The sequence below is a fragment of the Nocardia sp. NPDC057227 genome (assembly GCF_042669725.1).
GTDB lineage: Bacteria > Actinomycetota > Actinomycetes > Mycobacteriales > Mycobacteriaceae > Nocardia > Nocardia asteroides_A.
The window spans coordinates 78,637-95,445 of record NZ_JBHUXA010000022.1 but is presented as its reverse complement, the minus strand read 5'-3'; the positions used below and the strand labels follow the sequence as shown (position 1 = coordinate 95,445).

Here is a 16,809-nt window from a genome sequence, read left to right as displayed (position 1 = left end):
CTTGCGGAGGGGCGGCTCCGGTTCAGGGGCCGACCGGACGGAGGGTGCCGGCCGCCGCGATGGCGATGGCGGCGGCCAGCGCTTCCAGGGCGGGCGACTCCACCTTCCACTGCTGCCAGTACAGCGGCACGTCGACGGTGGCGTCGCCGTCGATCCGCGCCAGCTCCGTGGCCGCCGTGAGCTGCGGTTCGGCGACCATGCCCCAGCCGAGGCCGAGCCGGATCGCGGCGACGTAGGCGTGCGGGGTCGGGACGAAGTGCCGCGGCGCCGTCACCGGGCGCCTTGTCCGCCTGCGCAGGTACTCCTCCTGCAGGTTGTCCTTGCGGTCGAAGTTCACCACCGGGGCGCGGGCCAGTGATTCGGCGTCGGCGCCGTCCGGGAACCAGGTCGCCGCGAACTCCGGCGCGGCCATCGGCCGGTACCGCATGATCCCGAGCGGCCGCACCGAGCAGCCCTGCACCGCGCGGCGGGTCGCGGTGACGGCGGCGACCACGGTGCCGTCGCGCAGCAGCGCGGTGGTGTGCTCCTCGTCCTCCCGGTGGATCTCGAAGCTCAGCCCCGGCGGGGTGCGGGCGAGCGCGGGCATCACCCAGGTGTCGAGCGAGTCGGCGTTCACCGCGAACGGCAGCCGCACCGGGCCGGTGCCGTCCTCCGCGCCGAGCTCGCGGGCGGTCTCACCGACGAGCAGCTCCAGTTGCCTGGCCAGCCGGAGCACGGCGGTCCCGGATTCGGTGGGGCGCACCGGTTTCACGCGCTGGACCAGGATGCGACCCGCCGCGTCCTCCAGGGCCTTGATGCGCTGGCTCAGCGCCGACGGGGTGATGTGCAGGCGGCGGGCGGCGGCCTCGAAGGTGCCCTCGGTGACCGCCGCGCTCAGTGCGCGCAGCTGGTCGAGCTGCAGGTCCATGTTCAGCGATTCTAATGGTGCGTGAAAATCTTCAGTTGGACTGTTCGGTGGCGCGTTCCTAGTTTGACGGGATGACCTCGATCCTCGCCGGTTTCGGCTTCGGACTCTCGCTCATCGTGGCGATCGGTGCGCAGAACGCGTATGTGCTGCGGCAGGGGATCACCCGCACGCACGTGGCGGCGGTGGTCGGGGTCTGCGCGGTGTCGGACGTGCTGCTCATCGCGGCGGGGGTCGGGGGGTTCGGCGCGGTGCTGCGCTCGGCGCCCGAGGTGCTGGTGGTGGCGCGCTGGGCCGGGGCGGCGTTCCTGTTCGGGTACGCGGCGCTGGCGCTGCGGCGGGCGTGGCGGCCGGCGGCTCTCGTTCCCGCCGCCGATCCGCCGGGCGATGCCGCCGTACCGGTGCCGGTCGGCGCGGTGTCGAGCAGCGTGAACGGGAGTGATTCGACCCCGCGCGGCGCCGCTCGGCCCGCCCGCCCCGCTCGGGGCCGGACCGCACCGGCGTTGGGCGCGACCATCGCGACAACCCTCGCTCTGACCTGGCTCAACCCGCACGTCTACCTGGACACCGTCGTCCTGCTCGGCGCCTTCGCCTCGGCGCACGCGGGCGCGGACAGGTGGTACCTCGCGGCGGGCGCCATGACCGCGAGCGTCCTGTGGTTCGTCGCGCTCGGCTACGGCGCCCGCCTGCTCGGCCCGCTCTTCGCCCGCCCCGGCGCCTGGCGGGTCCTGGACGCCGCCATCGCGCTGATCATGGTCGCGCTCGGCGCCGGGCTGCTGCTCGGCTGACTCAGGACTTGTGCGGCACCCCGACGGTGAGCCCGCCGTCCACCACGAACTCCGCGCCGGTCGAGTACGACGACTCGTCCGAGGCCAGGAAGACCACCAGCGCCGACACCTCCTCCGGCTCCGCGCCGCGGCCGAGCGGGATCTGCAGGAAATCCTCCGGGATCCCCTCGGTCATCGGCGTGCGGATCAGTCCGGGGTGCACCGAGTTCACCCGAATCCCCTGCGGCGCCAGTTCCAGCGCCGCCGACTTGGTGAGCCCGCGCACCGCGAACTTGGTCGCCACGTACCCGTGCAGCCCCGCGCTGCCGCGCAGCCCCTCCACCGACGAGATGTTCACGATCGACCCGCCGCCCGACCTCCGCAGCAGCGGCACCGAGGCGCGCATCCCGAGGAAGGTGCCGGTCAGGTTGATATCGATGATCTTCTGCCACTCGCTCAGCTCGAAGTCGGGCAGCAGGTTCCCGTTCGCGATCCCGGCATTGTTGACCAGCACGTGCAGCCCGCCGAAGCGCTCCTCGGCGGTGCGCACCGCGGCGCTCCACGCCTCCGGGTCGCGGACGTCGAGCGGGACGTAGACCGCCGCGTCGCCGAGCTCGTCGGCCAGCGCCACGCCCTGCTCGTCCAGGATGTCGCCGAGCACCACCCGCCCGCCGTGCGCCACCACCGCCCTGGCGTGCGCGGCGCCCATGCCGCGGGCCGCGCCGCTGATCAGTGCCACTTTGCCGCTGAGTCGGCTCACCGGATCTCCTCACGTAGGTCGAGCGTCGGCACCGAACTTACGCCGCATTTTTGCTGTGACCGGGTGTTGCAGATACTCCATATCCGCGGTTACGGTATTCACGACTGAAGGAGTACCGATGACGCTGCTTCGACGGCTCGCCCGGCGTGCCGACCCCGACCCAGGCACGGTCGCGCTGCAGGCCCGCGCGGTGCGCTTCGACTGGGCGGCGACGCCCCTGCACTGGATGCCGGGCGAGCCCATCGCCTCGCACCTGATCAACGCGCTGAACCTGCTGCTCCCCGAGGGGGAGCGGATGTTCTGCGCCGCCTACGGCGAGGCGCTGCCGCTGGTCCGCGACGAGCGGCTGCGCGCCGCCCTGCTCGGCTTCGTCGGCCAGGAGGCGGTGCACGCCGACACGCACGAGCGGGTGCTGCGCGAGGTGCTCGCGGCGGCAGGCATCGACCCGGGGCCGTACCTGCGGCAGGCCGAGTTCCTGTTCCGGCGGACGCTGGGGCCGCGGGCGGACGGCTCGGCGCAGATGCTGGTCGAGCGGCTCACCTTCATCGCCTGCCTGGAGCACTTCTTCGCCTACCTCGGCGACTGGGTGCTCAATGCGGATCTGGAGGGGTTCGGGGCCGATCCGCGGATGGCCGACCTGTACCGCTGGCACGGCGCGGAGGAGGTGGAGCACCGGCACGTGGCGCACGACGTCGCGGTGTACTTCGGGGCGGGTTACCTGCGGCGCTCCGCGGTGATGTCGCTGACCTTCCCGGTGTTCCTGCTGCTCCTGCTGCGCGGGACGCGCTTCCTGGTGCGGCAGGATCCGGCGCTGCCGGATCACCGGTATCCGCTGCTCATGCTGCGGATCGGCGCTGCCATGTGGCGTGGGGCGCTCCCGGGCGTGCCGTCGCTGCTGCGCAGTGCCGCCAGTACTTTCGTGCCGGGTTACGACCCGGGCGGGGTCGGGTCGACGGCGCAGGCGGTGGCGTATCTCGCGCAGTCCCCGGCCGCGCGGGCGGCGGCCTCGTGACCGGGGCCGACCCCACGCTGCCCGCCGACCTCTTCGGCGCCGGACGCCCGGACCGGGCCCTCCGCGTGGTGCACGCGCTCGCCTCGGCCCGCCTGCGCTGGTCCGCGCTGACCCACCGCCGCGCCCCGGTCACCGCGGTGCACGCCGACCGGTTGCCGCTCATCGTCGCGCGCCGCGAACAGGTCGCCGACGACGTCGTCGCCCTGACCTTCCGCGCCCCCGACGGCGGCCGTCTACCCCGCTGGCACCCCGGCGCCCACCTGGACCTGGAACTGCCATCCGGCCGCTTCCGCCAGTACTCGCTCTGCGGCGACCCGGACGACCGCAACGCCTACCGCATCGCCGTCCGCCGCATCGACGGCGGCGCGGGCGGCTCCCTGGAGCTCCACGGCTCCGTCCGCACCGGAAGCTCGCTGGTTGCTCGCGGCCCGCGCAATGCCTTCCCGTTCGCGGTCCCCGGCTTCGGATCACCCGCGCATCGGCTGCTTTTCGTGGCGGGCGGCATCGGCATCACCCCGATCCTGCCCATGCTCCGCCTCGCCGACCGGCTCGGCGCCGACTGGTCCCTGACCTACACCGGCCGCTCCCGCGCATCCCTCCCGTTCCGCACCGAACTCGCCCGCTACGGCCGCCGCGTCCGCATCCGCACCGACGACCGCGACGGCCTGCCGGACGCCGCCGCCGTGCTCCCCGGCCTCGCCCCCGGCACCGCCGTCTACTGCTGCGGCCCCACCGGCCTGACCGACACCGTGCTCGCCGCCACCCGCACCCTGCCCGGCGTCGAGGTGCACTTCGAGCGCTTCGGCCCGGCCCCGGTGCGCGACGGCGTCCCGTTCGAACTGGAGCTCGCCCGCACCGGCGAGGTACTCACCGTTCCCGCCGACCGCTCCGCCCTCGACGTCCTGCTCACGGCGCGTCCCGACCGGCTCTACTCGTGCAGGCAGGGCTTCTGCCGCACCTGCGTCACCCGGGTCCTGGCCGGCGACCCCGACCACCGCGACGGCGCGCTCACCCCGGCCGAGCGCGCGGCGGGCGACCTGCTCCCGTGCGTCTCCCGAGCCGACGGCGGCCGCCTCGTCCTCGACGTCTGAGCGCTCACCCGGCGGCGAGCCGCGCCAGCTCCGACTCCACCGCCGCCACCTGGTCCGCGCACACGCCCCACGGCCGCTGCACCCCGACCACCGTGTCCAGATCCCAGAGCACGCACCGCTCACCCGGCTGCGCCACCAGCGACCAGGCCACCACCGTCCGCCCGAGTTGCCGCTGCACCGGCTCCGGCGTGCCGTGCCGCGGCCCGGCGCCTTCGGGGTAGTGGTGCAGGAAGCGGCCGTACGCGGCCGCGCAGAAGTCCGCGTACCGCTCGGTGCAGAGGATGAGCCCGTGCCAGGCCTCGTCCACCGCGTGCGAGGGCATGCCGATCATCCGGCCGTCGCGCAGCGCCGCCCCGCAGCAGCGCAGCCACTGCCGCAGCCCGGTGATCACCAGGTCGCGCGGCTGCCACGGACAGGTCTTGAAGACCGGCTCGACGAGTTCCAGTGCGGCGACGGCACTTTCGACGCGGCCCAGGTCGATCGCGGGCCGCGCGGCCGCGCGGGAGCGGAGGATGGCCACCGCCCCACTGTAGCCAGCGGCACCGATTCGCGCTGCTCGGAGCCGGTTTCGGCGCTACCATTCGGCCATGATCGCCGTTCTCGTCGTCGCGCTGGTGCTGCTGGTACTGGTCTTCGGAGCCATCGGCTTCCTGGTGTGGCGCCTGGTCGCGAGCGCGCACGACCAGATCGGCAATGTCACCTCGTCGATCGGCAGCGGCTCCTCGCCGTGGAGCGCCGCCGACTCCGGTACGTCCTGGTCGGACAGCGGCTCGGGCTTCTCCGGCGGCGACTCCACGCACCACCACTCGCACGACCCCCACTCACACGGTTCCTCCTGCTCCAGCGGTAGCTCGTGCAGCAGTGGTTCCTCGTGCAGCAGCGGGAGTAGCAGCAGCTGCGGCGGGGGTTCCTGACCGTTTCCGCCAGAACCCGGTGCCATCAGGCGTTGCTGACCGTTAACTAGTCCGATCGATCCGGACATACCCATGATGTGTCCCGCTTCCCTCGGTCGGGGTCATCCCTTGGCTGCGTCCGAAATTTGTCGGAAATCACAATTTCGGCCCGGCCGAGAGCTGTGATTCCGCACAAGCAGGGCCGATGCCGAATAACAATCCATCCCGAATGGTTTGAGTGACCGCAAGTTCGGGGAACTTGGAAGTACAGACCGGCTACCCGGTGCGGTAGCTCGATTGCGGGGCTACTGTGCCGTCCGTGGAAATTCTGATCGTGGTCGCGGTCGTAGCAGTCGTTCTGTTCATGGTCATCGGAGTCGTGCAAATCGCCAGCCGTCCCCCGCTGGATCGCAGTCGCTGGGATAACGCCGAGCCCAGGGAGGCGCGCATCGACAGCGGTCCCCGCTAACCCCCGTTCCCGCGTCCGGTGCGTTCGCGCATCGGACGCGACGGATCACGCCCGCTTCGTCGGCGTCAGCACCACCACGGCCAGCGGCCGCGCGGTCAGCTTCTGATAGTCGGTGTACCGCCCCTGATTCACCCCGTCCACGATCGTCCACCGACGCAGGTACTCCGGATCCCCCGGATACGTCGGCTTCGCCGTCACCGCGATCCTCTCCCGCCCGACCTGGATCGCACACTCCGGCCGCGCCTTCACATTCGCCAGCCACCCCGGAGCCCGGTCCGCCCCGCCGTTCGACGCCGTCACCAGGAAATCATCCCCATCCCGGCCGTACGTCAGCGCCGCCACCCGCGGCTCCCCGGTCTTCCGCCCCACGGTCCGCAGCAGCAACGTCGGATTCCCGAGCAGCACCCGATGCCCCAACCGCCCGTCACTGCGCTCGTACACCCACTGATGCGCCTGCAACAGCCGCACGAACACACTCGCCATCACGGCCTCCGGAACCTCGTGGGTACGTCCTGTCACCCTAGTGCCGAGCTCGCAACTGGTGTCCGGATCACGTGAGCCGGTAGCATCCGGTGGCACTCGTGATCACGAGGTCGGGGGCGGTAGCTCAGTCGGTTAGAGCCGTGGACTCATAATCCATTGGTCGCGGGTTCGAGCCCCGCCCGCCCCACATATATAGGCAGCTCAGGGCAATTTTATCGCTCGGTGCGGGATAGCGGACGCCCTCGGGGCAGCAGTACCCGAGCGGCCGCGTTGCCTGCGCCCCGTCGCTACTCGTGGGCGAGCGTGAAGACGATCCGACGCTGGCTCGGCCACGCATCGACTCGCCGAGTGCGGCTGCAATGGCGTCCAGGTTCGCCGGCGGGCTTGAAGAGGCGCTTCGCCCACGCGGAATTGCGGTGCGGCCTTCCTGTCCTGGAGGGGGACACGAGGGCGTCGCCCTGTGCACGCAGTGGCTTCGCAAGCCATCCCGGGAATGCCACTTTCCGCACGTCGTGATTTTCGGGGCGGACCGCTCGATTTCCTGTTCACCTGCGACGCGCTATCCCGGATGCTCAGCCGCCATTTCCGTGCAATTGCACGCATTCGGGCCCGCGAGTTCACCCCAGCGGATGCCGGAATTTACGAGTGGTGGCGGGGCCGTGCTCGATCGGGTGCTCATCCGAGCGGGAGCTGCGGGAGCAGGACGTCCGGCCAGCTCGGACGCAGCATCCCGACCTTCGACCACACCATCCGGCGCCCGCGCGCGCTGTCGCCCGGAATACCCGCACCGCCACACTCTCCCCTTCGAGCCCGAAACCTACTGTGCCGAGCACTATCCATCGCCACCGACAGGTCAGGGCCGCACCCGGACGCCGGAACCACGAACCGGTTGCCGGGAGAAACGCCAGCGCGCGGTGAATGCTTATCGATCGACGGTTCGGCATGATCGCGAGATGCCCCCCGGTTCGCCGCGCCGACCGAGCTCTTCGACCCCTCGCCGAGTCGCGGGCACCGGCTTGCGCCGACCGGCTCCGAGCCGAGCACGCCGCCACCTCCCTCCGCCGCGGCGGGGCAGGTTGCGGCGCAGCACAGCCGCCCAGCGGCTCCATGTTCCGCACGCTGTCAGGTTTCGAGCGCTCAGGAATTTCCTTCGCGGCGTAGCCGAGCGATTCCGGGGGATCACCATCGCCGAGGTCGCCGGTCTCGTGACCGCGTTGACGGCGATCGGGGCGGTGCTCTTCACCGCCAGATCGTTCGAGGCGAGCCGGCTGCAGGTCGAGACGCAGCGGGAGACGCAGATCAACGACCGGTACTACCGGGCGGTGTCACAGCTCGGATCGGAGAATTTGGACAGTCGGCTGGGTGCCATCTATTCGCTGGAGCGGTTGGCGGTCGATTCCCCTCGGGATCACTGGGGTGTGTTCTCGGTCCTCTCGGCGTTCGTCCGGACGCATGCGCCGGTCGGCGGGTCGTGTGACTCGATCGGGGGGAGTGCGGCGGTCGCCCCGGATATCGAGGCCGCTTCGACCGCGATCGCTCGCCGGGGGTACGAGGAGGACGGGGAGGCGAAGACGCGCGGTGCGGAGATTCATGCCGTCGATGTGGGCGGTGCGTGTCTGGCCGGCGTGCTGATGGTGGACGTGACGTTGACGAACACGGATTTCCGGGACTCCGACCTGAGTGGCTCCGTCATCGACTCGTCGAAGGTCTTCGACACGAATTTCGACTCGGCCGACCTTCGGGGAGCGGCGATGAACGACACCGAGGTGTGGCGGAGTACGTTCCGGGGCGCCGATCTCTCCGGCGCGAGGTTCGATGGCTGTGAGCTGAACGAGGTCGGCTTCCAGAATGCCGACATGGGCGGGGCGAGCTTCAGGTCCACGTCACTGGAGCACGTCGATCTGAGCGGTGCCGATCTGACCGGGGTCGATTTGACCGGAGTCGCTGTCGCCGGCGTGCAGTACGACGACAGAACTGTCTGGCCGGCGGGTTTTCTGCCGCCGCCCGGCCGCTGAATGGTTCAGGCCGCGCTCAGCAGGAAATACGCGTAGTTCCGGTCGAGTTCGTTCTCCGGGACCAGGTGAACCGCTTCCGGCCGGAAGCCGTTCTCCTCCGCCACCTGCCAGAAGTGATCGATCGGGAAAATCGTCTGTGAGGCGAGGTTCCTGGCGTAGTTGCGCCTCGGGGCGGTCCTGCCGTCGCTGTCGCGGTACTTGACCTGGATGAAGGCGACCCCGCCCGGGGCGAGCACCTCGCGGGCGATTCGAAGAATGCGGGTGGCGTACTCCGCGGAGGGCAACAGCTCCACGACGTAGAGGCAGAGGAACACGTCGCAGCTCGCGCGCCCGATCGCCGTCACAGCCGCTTCGGGCTTCTCGACCTCGACGAGCAGCGGCTCGAAGTCGACGTCGCACGCGGCGAGGGTGTGCGCACGGCATTCGTCCAGGCTGGCCTGCACGACGTCCACCGCGACGAACCGCTCCGCGCGGGGGGCGAAGGCGACGGCGTTGGCGCCACCGCCGCACCCCCACTCGAGTACCGTTCCGAACGACGGCGGGGCATCGAGCACCCGGGCGAGCTTGTCGAAGAGCGCAAGGTGATCCTGCCCCACCTTCTCCCACTGCCCGGGAATCCCCGTTCGCCAGTGCGAGTTCCCGGCCCACGCGGGCTCGGCGGGGCTGGTCCAGTACTGCGCCGCCTCGGCGATGACCCGATCCTCGGACCGTCTCGGCCCGATCCGGTCGAGCGCCTCGCGCCCGCGCCTCTTCAATCGCCGCGTCATACCCCTAGCCCTGTTCTCCACCGGTTCCCCCTTGCGGCCGATGCTGCCTGCCCCGAGTCTAGGGGGCTGGCGTCGTCGGCGTCTGCCTCGGAGGGCTACGGCCGACCGGCACGCGGCAGCAGCCGGTCCCGGAGCAGCGCGATGACGGTGAGCAGCCACGCCCCGACGGCGACGGCCAGCAGCACGGCGCCGATGGTGCGGAGGACGGCCGCGCCGATCACGGTTCCCGCGGTCGAGCAGGCGACGGCGGTCATGCCGAGCGGGAACACCGTGGCCCAGCGCCGGATGTCGTAGCCGGGGCGCGGCCGGACGACCTCGGCGATCATCAGCACCAGGTAGCCGGCCAGGGCGAGCGCGAGCAGCGCGAGCACGACGGGCCGCAACCAGGCGAACCACACCAGCAGTTTGGCGCAGGCCAGGGCGGAGATGGCGAGCGCGCCGGTGGCGACCCACTGGTCGCCCCGGCCCTCGAGCACCTGGCCGAGGTCGAAGTGCAGGAACGCCACGACGTAGAGCAGGAGCCCGCCGCCGAAGCAGGCGAGCGCGGGCCACACCAGCCACCCGCCGAGGGTGGCGCCGAGCACGGCGAGCCCCTGCGTGGCCACGCAGACCAGGAACGCGGCGCCGGGCATCCGAGTGCCCCAGTGCCGGATCACGGTGGTCAGCAGCACCGGCCAGACCAGTACGGCCACCGCCAGCAACACGAAGGCGAGCCACGAGAAACCCCCGAGCGCGATGCGGGTGCCGAGCACGGTGGTGGCGGCGACGGCGGTCAGCGCGGGCGGTGTATCGGCCTCGGTCCGCCACCGATCGCGCTCACGGAACAGCCGCGCGAGGAAATCGACGGCGAGCAGCACCCACAGCGCTGCGCCGAGCGCGAACCAGATCCAGGAGAGCACCGGGAAGCCGGTGAGATGCAGCCCGGTGGAGACGATCTCGGTCGCCATGACGAACGAGCCCGCCGCCGGGGGCAGCTCCCGCCACCATCGCTGTGCCACCCGGCTATCACAGCGGCAACTCGAGCCAAGGTCAAGCAATCGGACAGCTAACCGTGTTTTCATGGGAACGGCACAGGCTCCACCGGCACGAGGTGAGGGACCGATGAGCGAACCCGACGCACTGCTGCTGCGCACCGGCAAATTCTTCTCCCGCGCGCAGACCTCGCCCGACCTGCACGAGGTGCGCTACCGCGGCGGCCGCGACGGCGACACCTTCTATCGCGACCGCTGGAGCCACGACAAGGTCGTGCACACCACGCACGGGGTGAACTGCACGGGGTCCTGCCGCTGGAAGGTGTACGTCAAGGACGGGATCATCACCTGGGAGACCCAGGCCACCGACTACCCATCGGTCGGGCCGGACCGCCCGGAGTACGAGCCGCGCGGCTGCCCGCGCGGCGCCGCCTTCTCCTGGTACACCTACTCGCCGACCCGGGTGCGGTACCCGTATGTGCGCGGCGTGCTGCTCGAGCAGTATCGGGAGGCGCGCCGCAGGCTCGGTGATCCGGTGCTGGCCTGGGCGGAGATCCAGGCCGATCCTGACCGCCGCAGGCGCTACCAGCAAGCGCGTGGCAAAGGCGGGCTGGTGCGGGCAACCTGGGACGAGGCGGTGGAGATCGTCGCCGCGGCGCACGTGCACACGGTGAAAGCGCACGGGCCGGACCGGGTGGCGGGGTTCTCGCCGATCCCGGCCATGTCGATGGTGTCGCATGCGGCTGGGGCCCGGTTCATGGCGCTGATCGGGGCGCCCATGCTCTCGTTCTACGACTGGTACGCGGATCTGCCGGTGGCATCGCCGCAGGTCTTCGGGGATCAGACCGATGTGCCGGAGTCCGGCGACTGGTGGGACGCCGCCTACCTGATCATGTGGGGCTCGAACGTCCCGGTGACCCGCACCCCGGACGCGCACTGGATGGCGGAGGCGCGCTACCGCGGCCAGAAGGTCGTCGTGGTCGCCCCCGACTACGCCGACAATGCCAAGTTCGCCGACGAGTGGCTGCACCCGCATCCGGGCACCGACGGCGCGCTGGCGCTCGCGATGGGCCACGTGATCCTGCGCGAGTACTTCGTGGACCGCGAGACCCCGTTCTTCGCCGACTACGTGCGCCGCTTCACCGACCTGCCGTTCCTGGTGACGCTCACCGAGCGGGACGGCCGCTACCTGCCTGGCAAGTTCCTGCGCGCGGCCGATCTCGGCGACGACGCCGAAGGTGCGGAGTGGAAGACCGTCGTGCTCGACGCCCGCACCGGCGCGCCCGCGGTGCCCGGCGGCTCGCTCGGCTTCCGCTGGACCGAGTCGGGAAAGGGCCGCTGGAATCTGGACCTGGACGGCGTCGAACCGGTGCTCTCGCTCGTCGAGACCGGCGAGCCGGTGCCGGTCGCGCTGCCGCGCTTCGACGTCGATGGCGAGATCCTGACCCGCGGCGTGCCCGCGCGCAGGCTCGGCCCGGACGGCCCGCTGGTGACCACGGTGTTCGACCTGGTGCTCGCGCAATACGGGGTCGGCAGGCCGGGGCTGCCCGGCGACTGGCCGACGTCCTACGACGACCCCGAGCAGCCGGGTACCCCCGCCTGGCAGCAGACGCACACCTCGGTGCCCGCGGCGGCCTGCGCGCGGCTGGCCCGCGAATTCGCCGACACCGCCGAGAAATCGCGCGGCCGGTGCATGATCCTGATGGGCGCGGGCACCAACCACTGGTTCCACTCGGAAACGATCTACCGGACCTTCCTCGCGCTGCTCCAGCTCACCGGCTGCCAGGGCCGCAATGGCGGCGGCTGGGCGCACTATGTCGGGCAGGAGAAGGTGCGGCCGTTCACCGGCTGGTCGACGCTGGCGGGCGCCATCGACTGGGCCCGCCCGGCCAGGCAGATGATCGGCACCGGCTGGTTCTTCCTGCACACCGACCAGTGGCGCTACGACACCTTCCGCGCCGACGCGCTGGCCTCCCCGCTCAGCGACGGGCGCTTCGCGGACCTGGCGGCGGTGGACTGCCTCGCGCAGTCGGTGCGCTCCGGCTGGATGCCGAGCTACCCGACCTTCGACCGCAACCCGCTCGACCTCGGCGACGGCGACGATCCGGTCGGCCGCGCGGTCGAGCAATTGCGCTCGGGCGAGCTGAAATTCGCCTGCGAGGACCCGGACGAGCCGCGCAACTGGCCGCGGGTGCTCACGCTCTGGCGCTCCAACCTGCTCGGCTCGTCCGCCAAGGGCGCGGAGTACTTCACCAGGCACCTGCTCGGCACGCACTCCGCGCTCGCCGCGGACGAGGCGCCGCCGGAGGCACGGCCGCGCGATGTCGCCTGGCACGACGACGCGCCGGAGGGGAAGCTGGACCTGCTGGTCTCGCTGGATTTCCGGATGACCTCCTCCACCCTGCTCTCCGACATCACGCTGCCCGCCGCCACCTGGTACGAGAAGCACGATCTCTCCTCCACCGACATGCACCCGTTCGTGCACTCGTTCAGCCCGGCCATCGACCCGCCGTGGCAGGCGCGCACCGATTTCGACGCCTTCCGGGCCATCGCGGAGCGTTTCTCCGAGCTCGCGCGGGACCACCTCGGGGTGCGGCGCGACCTGGTGGCGACCGCGCTGCAACACGCCACTATCGGTGAGACGGCACAGCCCGGCGGTGTGGCGCTGGACTGGCGGCGCGGCGAGTGCCCGCCGATTCCCGGCAGGACCATGCCGACGCTCACCGTGGTCGAACGGGACTACACCGCGGTGGGAGCGAAGTTCGCCGCGCTCGGCCCGCTGGCCGAGGAGCGCGGGCTGCCGGTCAAGGGGCTGGTGCTGCGGCCGGATGTCGAGGTGGCGGCGCTGAAAGCCGGTGGCGTGGTGCGGGACGGCCCGGCCGCGGGCAGGCCGCGGCTGGATACCGCGGTGCGCTGGGCGGACACCATCCTCGCGCTCTCCGGCACCACCAACGGCCGGCTCGCCACCCAGGGGTTCCGCACGCTGGAGGAACGCACCGGGCAGCCGATGGCGCAGCTGGCCGCCGAGCACGAGGGCGCCAGGATCACCTACGCCGACACCCAGCACGCGCCGGTTCCGGTGATCACCTCGCCGGAGTGGTCGGGCAGCGAGACCGGCGGGCGCCGCTACACCGCCTTCACCCAGAACACCGAGCAGCTGCGGCCCTGGCACACGCTCACCGGCAGGCAGCAGTTCTTCGTCGACCACGACTGGATGCACGAGTTCGGCGAGGCGCTGCCGGTGTATCGGCCGCCGCTGAACATGCAGCGGCTCTTCGGCGAGCCCGAGTTCGGCCCGGACGGCAACACCCAGGTGACGGTGCGCTACCTGACGCCGCACAACAAGTGGTCCATCCACAGCGAGTACCAGGACAACCTGCTCATGCTCTCGCTATCCCGCGGCGGGCAGGTGATCTGGCTGTCGCCGGGGGACGCGGCGGCGATCGGGGTGCGCGACAACGACTGGATCGAGGCGGTGAACCGCAACGGCGTCGTCGTCGCCCGCGCGGTCGTCTCGCACCGGATGCCCGCGGGCACCGTCTACATGCACCACGCCCAGGAGCGCACGGTGAACGTGCCGCGCGCCGAGCGCACCGGCAAGCGCGGCGGCATCCACAACTCGCTCACCCGGGTGCTGCTCAAACCGACCCACCTGATCGGCGGCTACGCCCAGCTGTGCTGGGGCTTCAACTATCTCGGCCCGACCGGCAATCAACGCGACGAGGTGACGGTGCTCCGCCGCCGATCCCAGGAGGTGCGGTACTGATGCGCGTCATGGCACAGCTGGCGATGGTGATGAACCTGGACAAGTGCATCGGGTGCCACACCTGCTCGGTCACCTGCAAGCAGACCTGGACCAACCGGGCGGGCGTCGAATACGTCTGGTTCAACAATGTGGAGACCAAGCCCGGGCTCGGCTACCCGCGTGGCTACGAGGACCAGGAGCGCTGGCGCGGCGGCTGGACGCTCGACCGGCGCGGCAGGCTCGCGCTGAAGAGCGGCGGCAGGCTGCGCACGCTGCTGAGCATCTTCTCGAACCCGGTATTGCCGCTGGTCAAGGACTACTACGAGCCGTGGACCTACGACTACCGCACCCTGCACGAGGCGCCGCTCGGCGACGACTACCCGGTGGCGCGGCCGCGCTCGCTGCTCTCCGGCAAGCACATGGCGATCGAGTGGAGCGCCAACTGGGACGACAACCTCGGCGGCGCGACGGAGTTCGGCGACGAGGACCCGATGGTCCGCAAGACCCGCGAGAAGGCCGCCGACGCGGTGCGTTTCGAGTTCGAGCAGAGCTTCATGTTCTACCTGCCGCGGATCTGCGAGCACTGCCTGAACCCGTCCTGCGTGGCCGCGTGTCCGTCGGGGGCGATGTACAAGCGCGAAGAGGACGGCATCGTGCTGGTGGATCAGGACAGCTGCCGGGGGTGGCGCAAGTGCGTCACCGGCTGCCCGTACAAGAAGGTGTACTTCAACCACCGCACCGGCAAGGCGGAGAAGTGCACGTTCTGCTATCCGCGGGTGGAGGTGGGGCTGCCGACGGTCTGTTCGGAGACCTGCGTCGGGCGGCTGCGCTATATCGGCGTGCTGCTCTACGACGCGGACAAGGTGGTCGCGGCGGCGTCGGTGCAGGACGAGAAGGCGCTGTACGAAGCGCAACTCGACCTCTTCCTTGATCCGGAGGACCCGGTGGTGCGGCGCGAGGCCGAGCGCGCCGGGATCGCGCCGGACTGGATCGATGCGGCCCGCCGCTCCCCGGTGCGCAGGCTGATCTGCGACTACCGGGTGGCGCTCCCGCTGCACCCGGAGTTCCGCACCATGCCGATGGTCTGGTACATCCCGCCGCTCTCGCCGGTGGTCGACGCGCTCACCGCGACCGGGTTCGACGGCGAGGACGCGCACAACCTGTTCGGCGCCATCGACAGCCTGCGCATCCCGCTCGAGTACCTGGCCGAGCTCTTCACCGCCGGTGACCCGAAACCGGTGCGGGACAGCCTCGCCCGGCTCGCCGCCATGCGCTCCTACCTGCGCGACATCAACCTCAACGAGATGCCGGACGAGGACATCGCGACGGCGGTCGGCATGTCGGGGGCCGAGCTGTACGAGATGCACCGGCTGCTCGCCATCGCGAAATACGAGGAGCGGTACGTGATTCCGACCGCCGCCGCGGGCGATGCCGATGCGCTGGAGGAGTCCGTGCTGCCGGACGGCTGCAGCCTCGACTACGACGACGGGCCGGGAATGGCGGAGCCGGGGCCATTCGGCGACGAATCCGGGCGGACCTTCGTGCCGCTGGCGACGGTCGAAAGCTTCCACGTGCTGCGCGCCAGGCAGACCGGGGACGAGGCGCAGGGATGAAAGCCGCGTTCTATCAGGCGGTCGCGCACTGCCTCGACTATCCGGATCTGCTGCTGTACGAGCGGATTCCGCTGCTCGTGGAGTGCGCGCCCGCGCTGCGGTCGTTTCTCGCGCAGGTGGCGTCGATGCCGCTCGGGGCGCTGGCCGAGGAGTACGTGCGGGTCTTCGACTTCCACAATCGGCACTGCCTGCACCTGACCTGGTGGACCGACGGCGACACCCGGCGCCGCGGGGAAGCGCTGCTCCGGTTGAAAGAGGTGTACCGGCGCGCGGGGCTGGAGCAGGCCGGGTCCGAGCTGCCGGACTACCTGCCGCTGATGCTCGAGTACGTCGCCGCGACCGGCGACCGCGCCCCGCTGCTCGAGCACCGGCCGGGGCTGGAGCTGCTGCGGTTCGCGCTGGACGAGTCCGGGACGGCGTACTCGGCGGTGCTGAACGCGCTCTGCGCGGCGCTGCCCGGCCCGTCGCCACGGGATCGGGCGGCGGCCAGGGCGCTGGCCGCGGCCGGGCCGCGCGGCGAGGACGTCGGGCTGACACCGTACGGCGGCCGGGATCTGCTGCCGTTGACCCCGGTCAGCGGAGGGCGGCCGTGAGCACCTTCCTCTGGGCCGGGCTGCCCTACATCGCGATCGTCTCGCTGGTCGCGGGGCTGATCTGGCGGTACCGCTACGACCGCTACGGCTGGACCACCCGCTCCTCGCAGGCGTACGAGTCGAAGCTGCTGAACATCGCCTCGCCGATGTTCCACTACGGCATCCTGTTCGTCTTCGTCGGGCACCTCATGGGGTTGCTGATCCCGGAGAGCTGGACCGACGCCGTCGGCTTCACCGAGCACGCCTACCACCTGCTCTCCCTGTTCGGCGGCACCGCCGCCGGGGTGCTCACCGTCGCCGGCATCGCCGTGCTGATCTACCGCCGCCGCACCCGCGACCCGGTGCTGCGCGCCACCACCCGCAACGACAAGGCCATGTACCTGTTCCTGGTCGCCGCCATCCTGCTCGGCATGTGGGCCAAGCTCAGCGAGTCCAGGATCTCGTCGGGCTACGACTACCGGCAGACCATCGCGCCGTGGTCCCGCGGGGTGCTGACGCTGCGGCCCGATCCGGCGCTCATGGAGGGCGTGCCGCTCACCTATCAGATTCACGCGGTCGCCGGGATGGCGCTCATCGCGCTGGTCCCGTTCACCCGGCTCGTGCACATGTTCAGCGCGCCGGTTCGGTACCTGTTCCGCCCGTACATCGTCTACCGCTCGCGGGACCCGAGGGTGCTGGGGGAGCGGCGGCCCCGGCGCGGGTGGGAGCCGATCGAGCGGCGCTGAC

At 71.0% G+C, this 16,809-nt stretch carries 16 protein-coding genes and 1 tRNA gene; 11 read left to right on the top strand and 6 right to left on the bottom strand.

Going from position 1 to position 16,809, the window contains the following annotated elements; translation table 11 throughout:
• Positions 1–22: 22 nt before the first annotated feature.
• On the bottom strand, positions 23–907 hold the full coding sequence (locus ACFUJ1_RS26165) for a LysR family transcriptional regulator ArgP (RefSeq protein ID WP_378649693.1): 885 nt from the start codon (positions 905–907) through the stop codon (positions 23–25).
• Between the two features lie 71 nt (positions 908–978).
• Between ACFUJ1_RS26165 and ACFUJ1_RS26160 the strand changes: the two genes are divergently transcribed.
• Positions 979–1,692, top strand: coding sequence for a LysE/ArgO family amino acid transporter (locus ACFUJ1_RS26160; RefSeq protein ID WP_378649692.1), 714 nt, complete (start codon positions 979–981; stop codon positions 1,690–1,692).
• Between the two features lies 1 nt (position 1,693).
• On the opposite strand, the gene ACFUJ1_RS26155 is transcribed toward ACFUJ1_RS26160, so the two are convergent.
• The gene (locus tag ACFUJ1_RS26155) at positions 1,694–2,431 is read right to left on the bottom strand and encodes a glucose 1-dehydrogenase (RefSeq protein WP_378649691.1); all 738 of its coding nucleotides are present in this window, start codon (positions 2,429–2,431) and stop codon (positions 1,694–1,696) included.
• Positions 2,432–2,549: 118 nt separating this feature from the next.
• Between ACFUJ1_RS26155 and ACFUJ1_RS26150 the strand changes: the two genes are divergently transcribed.
• Both ACFUJ1_RS26150 and ACFUJ1_RS26145 read left to right on the top strand, forming a co-directional pair.
• Positions 2,550–3,443, top strand: a complete 894-nt coding sequence (locus ACFUJ1_RS26150; protein WP_378649690.1) for a metal-dependent hydrolase — start codon at positions 2,550–2,552, stop codon at positions 3,441–3,443.
• The gene (locus tag ACFUJ1_RS26145; RefSeq protein ID WP_378649689.1) at positions 3,440–4,534 is read left to right on the top strand and encodes a PDR/VanB family oxidoreductase; all 1,095 of its coding nucleotides are present in this window, start codon (positions 3,440–3,442) and stop codon (positions 4,532–4,534) included. The genes ACFUJ1_RS26150 and ACFUJ1_RS26145 overlap by 4 nt, the downstream gene beginning before the upstream one ends.
• A 4-nt stretch (positions 4,535–4,538) precedes the next feature.
• Here the strand turns inward: ACFUJ1_RS26145 and ACFUJ1_RS26140 are convergent, their stop codons facing one another.
• Entirely contained in the window at positions 4,539–5,054 is a 516-nt protein-coding gene (locus ACFUJ1_RS26140; RefSeq protein ID WP_378649688.1) for a hypothetical protein, read from the bottom strand.
• Positions 5,055–5,121: 67 nt separating this feature from the next.
• Here ACFUJ1_RS26140 and ACFUJ1_RS26135 point away from each other — a divergent pair, with 67 nt between their 5' ends.
• The gene (locus ACFUJ1_RS26135; protein ID WP_378649687.1) at positions 5,122–5,448 is read left to right on the top strand and encodes a hypothetical protein; all 327 of its coding nucleotides are present in this window, start codon (positions 5,122–5,124) and stop codon (positions 5,446–5,448) included.
• A gap of 298 nt (positions 5,449–5,746) precedes the next feature.
• Positions 5,747–5,896, top strand: coding sequence for a hypothetical protein (locus ACFUJ1_RS26130; RefSeq protein ID WP_378649685.1), 150 nt, complete (start codon positions 5,747–5,749; stop codon positions 5,894–5,896).
• A gap of 45 nt (positions 5,897–5,941) precedes the next feature.
• Here ACFUJ1_RS26130 and ACFUJ1_RS26125 read toward each other — a convergent pair whose 3' ends face one another.
• Entirely contained in the window at positions 5,942–6,379 is a 438-nt protein-coding gene (locus ACFUJ1_RS26125; protein ID WP_378649684.1) for a nitroreductase/quinone reductase family protein, read from the bottom strand.
• A gap of 113 nt (positions 6,380–6,492) precedes the next feature.
• Here ACFUJ1_RS26125 and ACFUJ1_RS26120 point away from each other — a divergent pair.
• A tRNA-Ile gene (locus tag ACFUJ1_RS26120) sits at positions 6,493–6,566 on the top strand.
• Positions 6,567–7,584: 1,018 nt separating this feature from the next.
• Positions 7,585–8,394: a pentapeptide repeat-containing protein gene (locus tag ACFUJ1_RS26115; RefSeq protein WP_378649682.1), complete on the top strand. Its 810-nt coding sequence runs from the start codon at positions 7,585–7,587 to the stop codon at positions 8,392–8,394.
• A 5-nt stretch (positions 8,395–8,399) separates the two neighbouring features.
• Here the strand turns inward: ACFUJ1_RS26115 and ACFUJ1_RS26110 are convergent, their stop codons facing one another.
• Both ACFUJ1_RS26110 and ACFUJ1_RS26105 read right to left on the bottom strand, forming a co-directional pair.
• Complete coding sequence (locus tag ACFUJ1_RS26110; protein ID WP_378649680.1) at positions 8,400–9,161, bottom strand: class I SAM-dependent methyltransferase; 762 nt, start codon at positions 9,159–9,161, stop codon at positions 8,400–8,402.
• A 95-nt stretch (positions 9,162–9,256) separates the two neighbouring features.
• Positions 9,257–10,159, bottom strand: coding sequence for a tellurite resistance/C4-dicarboxylate transporter family protein (locus tag ACFUJ1_RS26105; RefSeq protein WP_378649678.1), 903 nt, complete (start codon positions 10,157–10,159; stop codon positions 9,257–9,259).
• 103 nt (positions 10,160–10,262) lie between these two features.
• On the opposite strand from ACFUJ1_RS26105, the gene ACFUJ1_RS26100 reads away from it, so the two are divergent.
• From ACFUJ1_RS26100 to narI, 4 genes are read left to right on the top strand one after another with little or no spacing between them, the layout of a single operon-like run.
• On the top strand, positions 10,263–13,898 hold the full coding sequence (locus tag ACFUJ1_RS26100; protein WP_378649676.1) for a nitrate reductase subunit alpha: 3,636 nt from the start codon (positions 10,263–10,265) through the stop codon (positions 13,896–13,898).
• The gene (narH, locus tag ACFUJ1_RS26095) at positions 13,898–15,490 is read left to right on the top strand and encodes a nitrate reductase subunit beta (RefSeq protein WP_378649675.1); all 1,593 of its coding nucleotides are present in this window, start codon (positions 13,898–13,900) and stop codon (positions 15,488–15,490) included. The genes ACFUJ1_RS26100 and narH overlap by 1 nt, the downstream gene beginning before the upstream one ends.
• Positions 15,487–16,083, top strand: a complete 597-nt coding sequence (narJ, locus tag ACFUJ1_RS26090) for a nitrate reductase molybdenum cofactor assembly chaperone (protein ID WP_378649673.1) — start codon at positions 15,487–15,489, stop codon at positions 16,081–16,083. Before narH ends, narJ begins: the two co-directional genes overlap by 4 nt.
• A complete protein-coding gene (gene narI, locus ACFUJ1_RS26085) occupies positions 16,080–16,808 on the top strand; it encodes a respiratory nitrate reductase subunit gamma (protein ID WP_378649671.1) in 729 nt (242 codons plus the stop codon). The genes narJ and narI overlap by 4 nt, the downstream gene beginning before the upstream one ends.
• Position 16,809 lies beyond the last annotated feature (1 nt).

Bases quoted from the DNA above. Each gene is read 5' to 3' on its own strand.
- narJ (WP_378649673.1), top strand. From the start codon at position 15,487: ATGAAAGCCGCGTTCTATCAGGCGGTCGCGCACTGCCTCGACTATCCG.
- ACFUJ1_RS26125 (WP_378649684.1), bottom strand. From the start codon at position 6,379: ATGGCGAGTGTGTTCGTGCGGCTGTTGCAGGCGCATCAGTGGGTGTAC.
- ACFUJ1_RS26135 (WP_378649687.1), top strand. From the start codon at position 5,122: ATGATCGCCGTTCTCGTCGTCGCGCTGGTGCTGCTGGTACTGGTCTTC.
- ACFUJ1_RS26165 (WP_378649693.1), bottom strand. From the start codon at position 907: ATGGACCTGCAGCTCGACCAGCTGCGCGCACTGAGCGCGGCGGTCACC.
- ACFUJ1_RS26110 (WP_378649680.1), bottom strand. From the start codon at position 9,161: ATGACGCGGCGATTGAAGAGGCGCGGGCGCGAGGCGCTCGACCGGATC.
- ACFUJ1_RS26100 (WP_378649676.1), top strand. From the start codon at position 10,263: ATGAGCGAACCCGACGCACTGCTGCTGCGCACCGGCAAATTCTTCTCC.
- narH (WP_378649675.1), top strand. From the start codon at position 13,898: ATGCGCGTCATGGCACAGCTGGCGATGGTGATGAACCTGGACAAGTGC.
- ACFUJ1_RS26160 (WP_378649692.1), top strand. From the start codon at position 979: ATGACCTCGATCCTCGCCGGTTTCGGCTTCGGACTCTCGCTCATCGTG.
- ACFUJ1_RS26150 (WP_378649690.1), top strand. From the start codon at position 2,550: ATGACGCTGCTTCGACGGCTCGCCCGGCGTGCCGACCCCGACCCAGGC.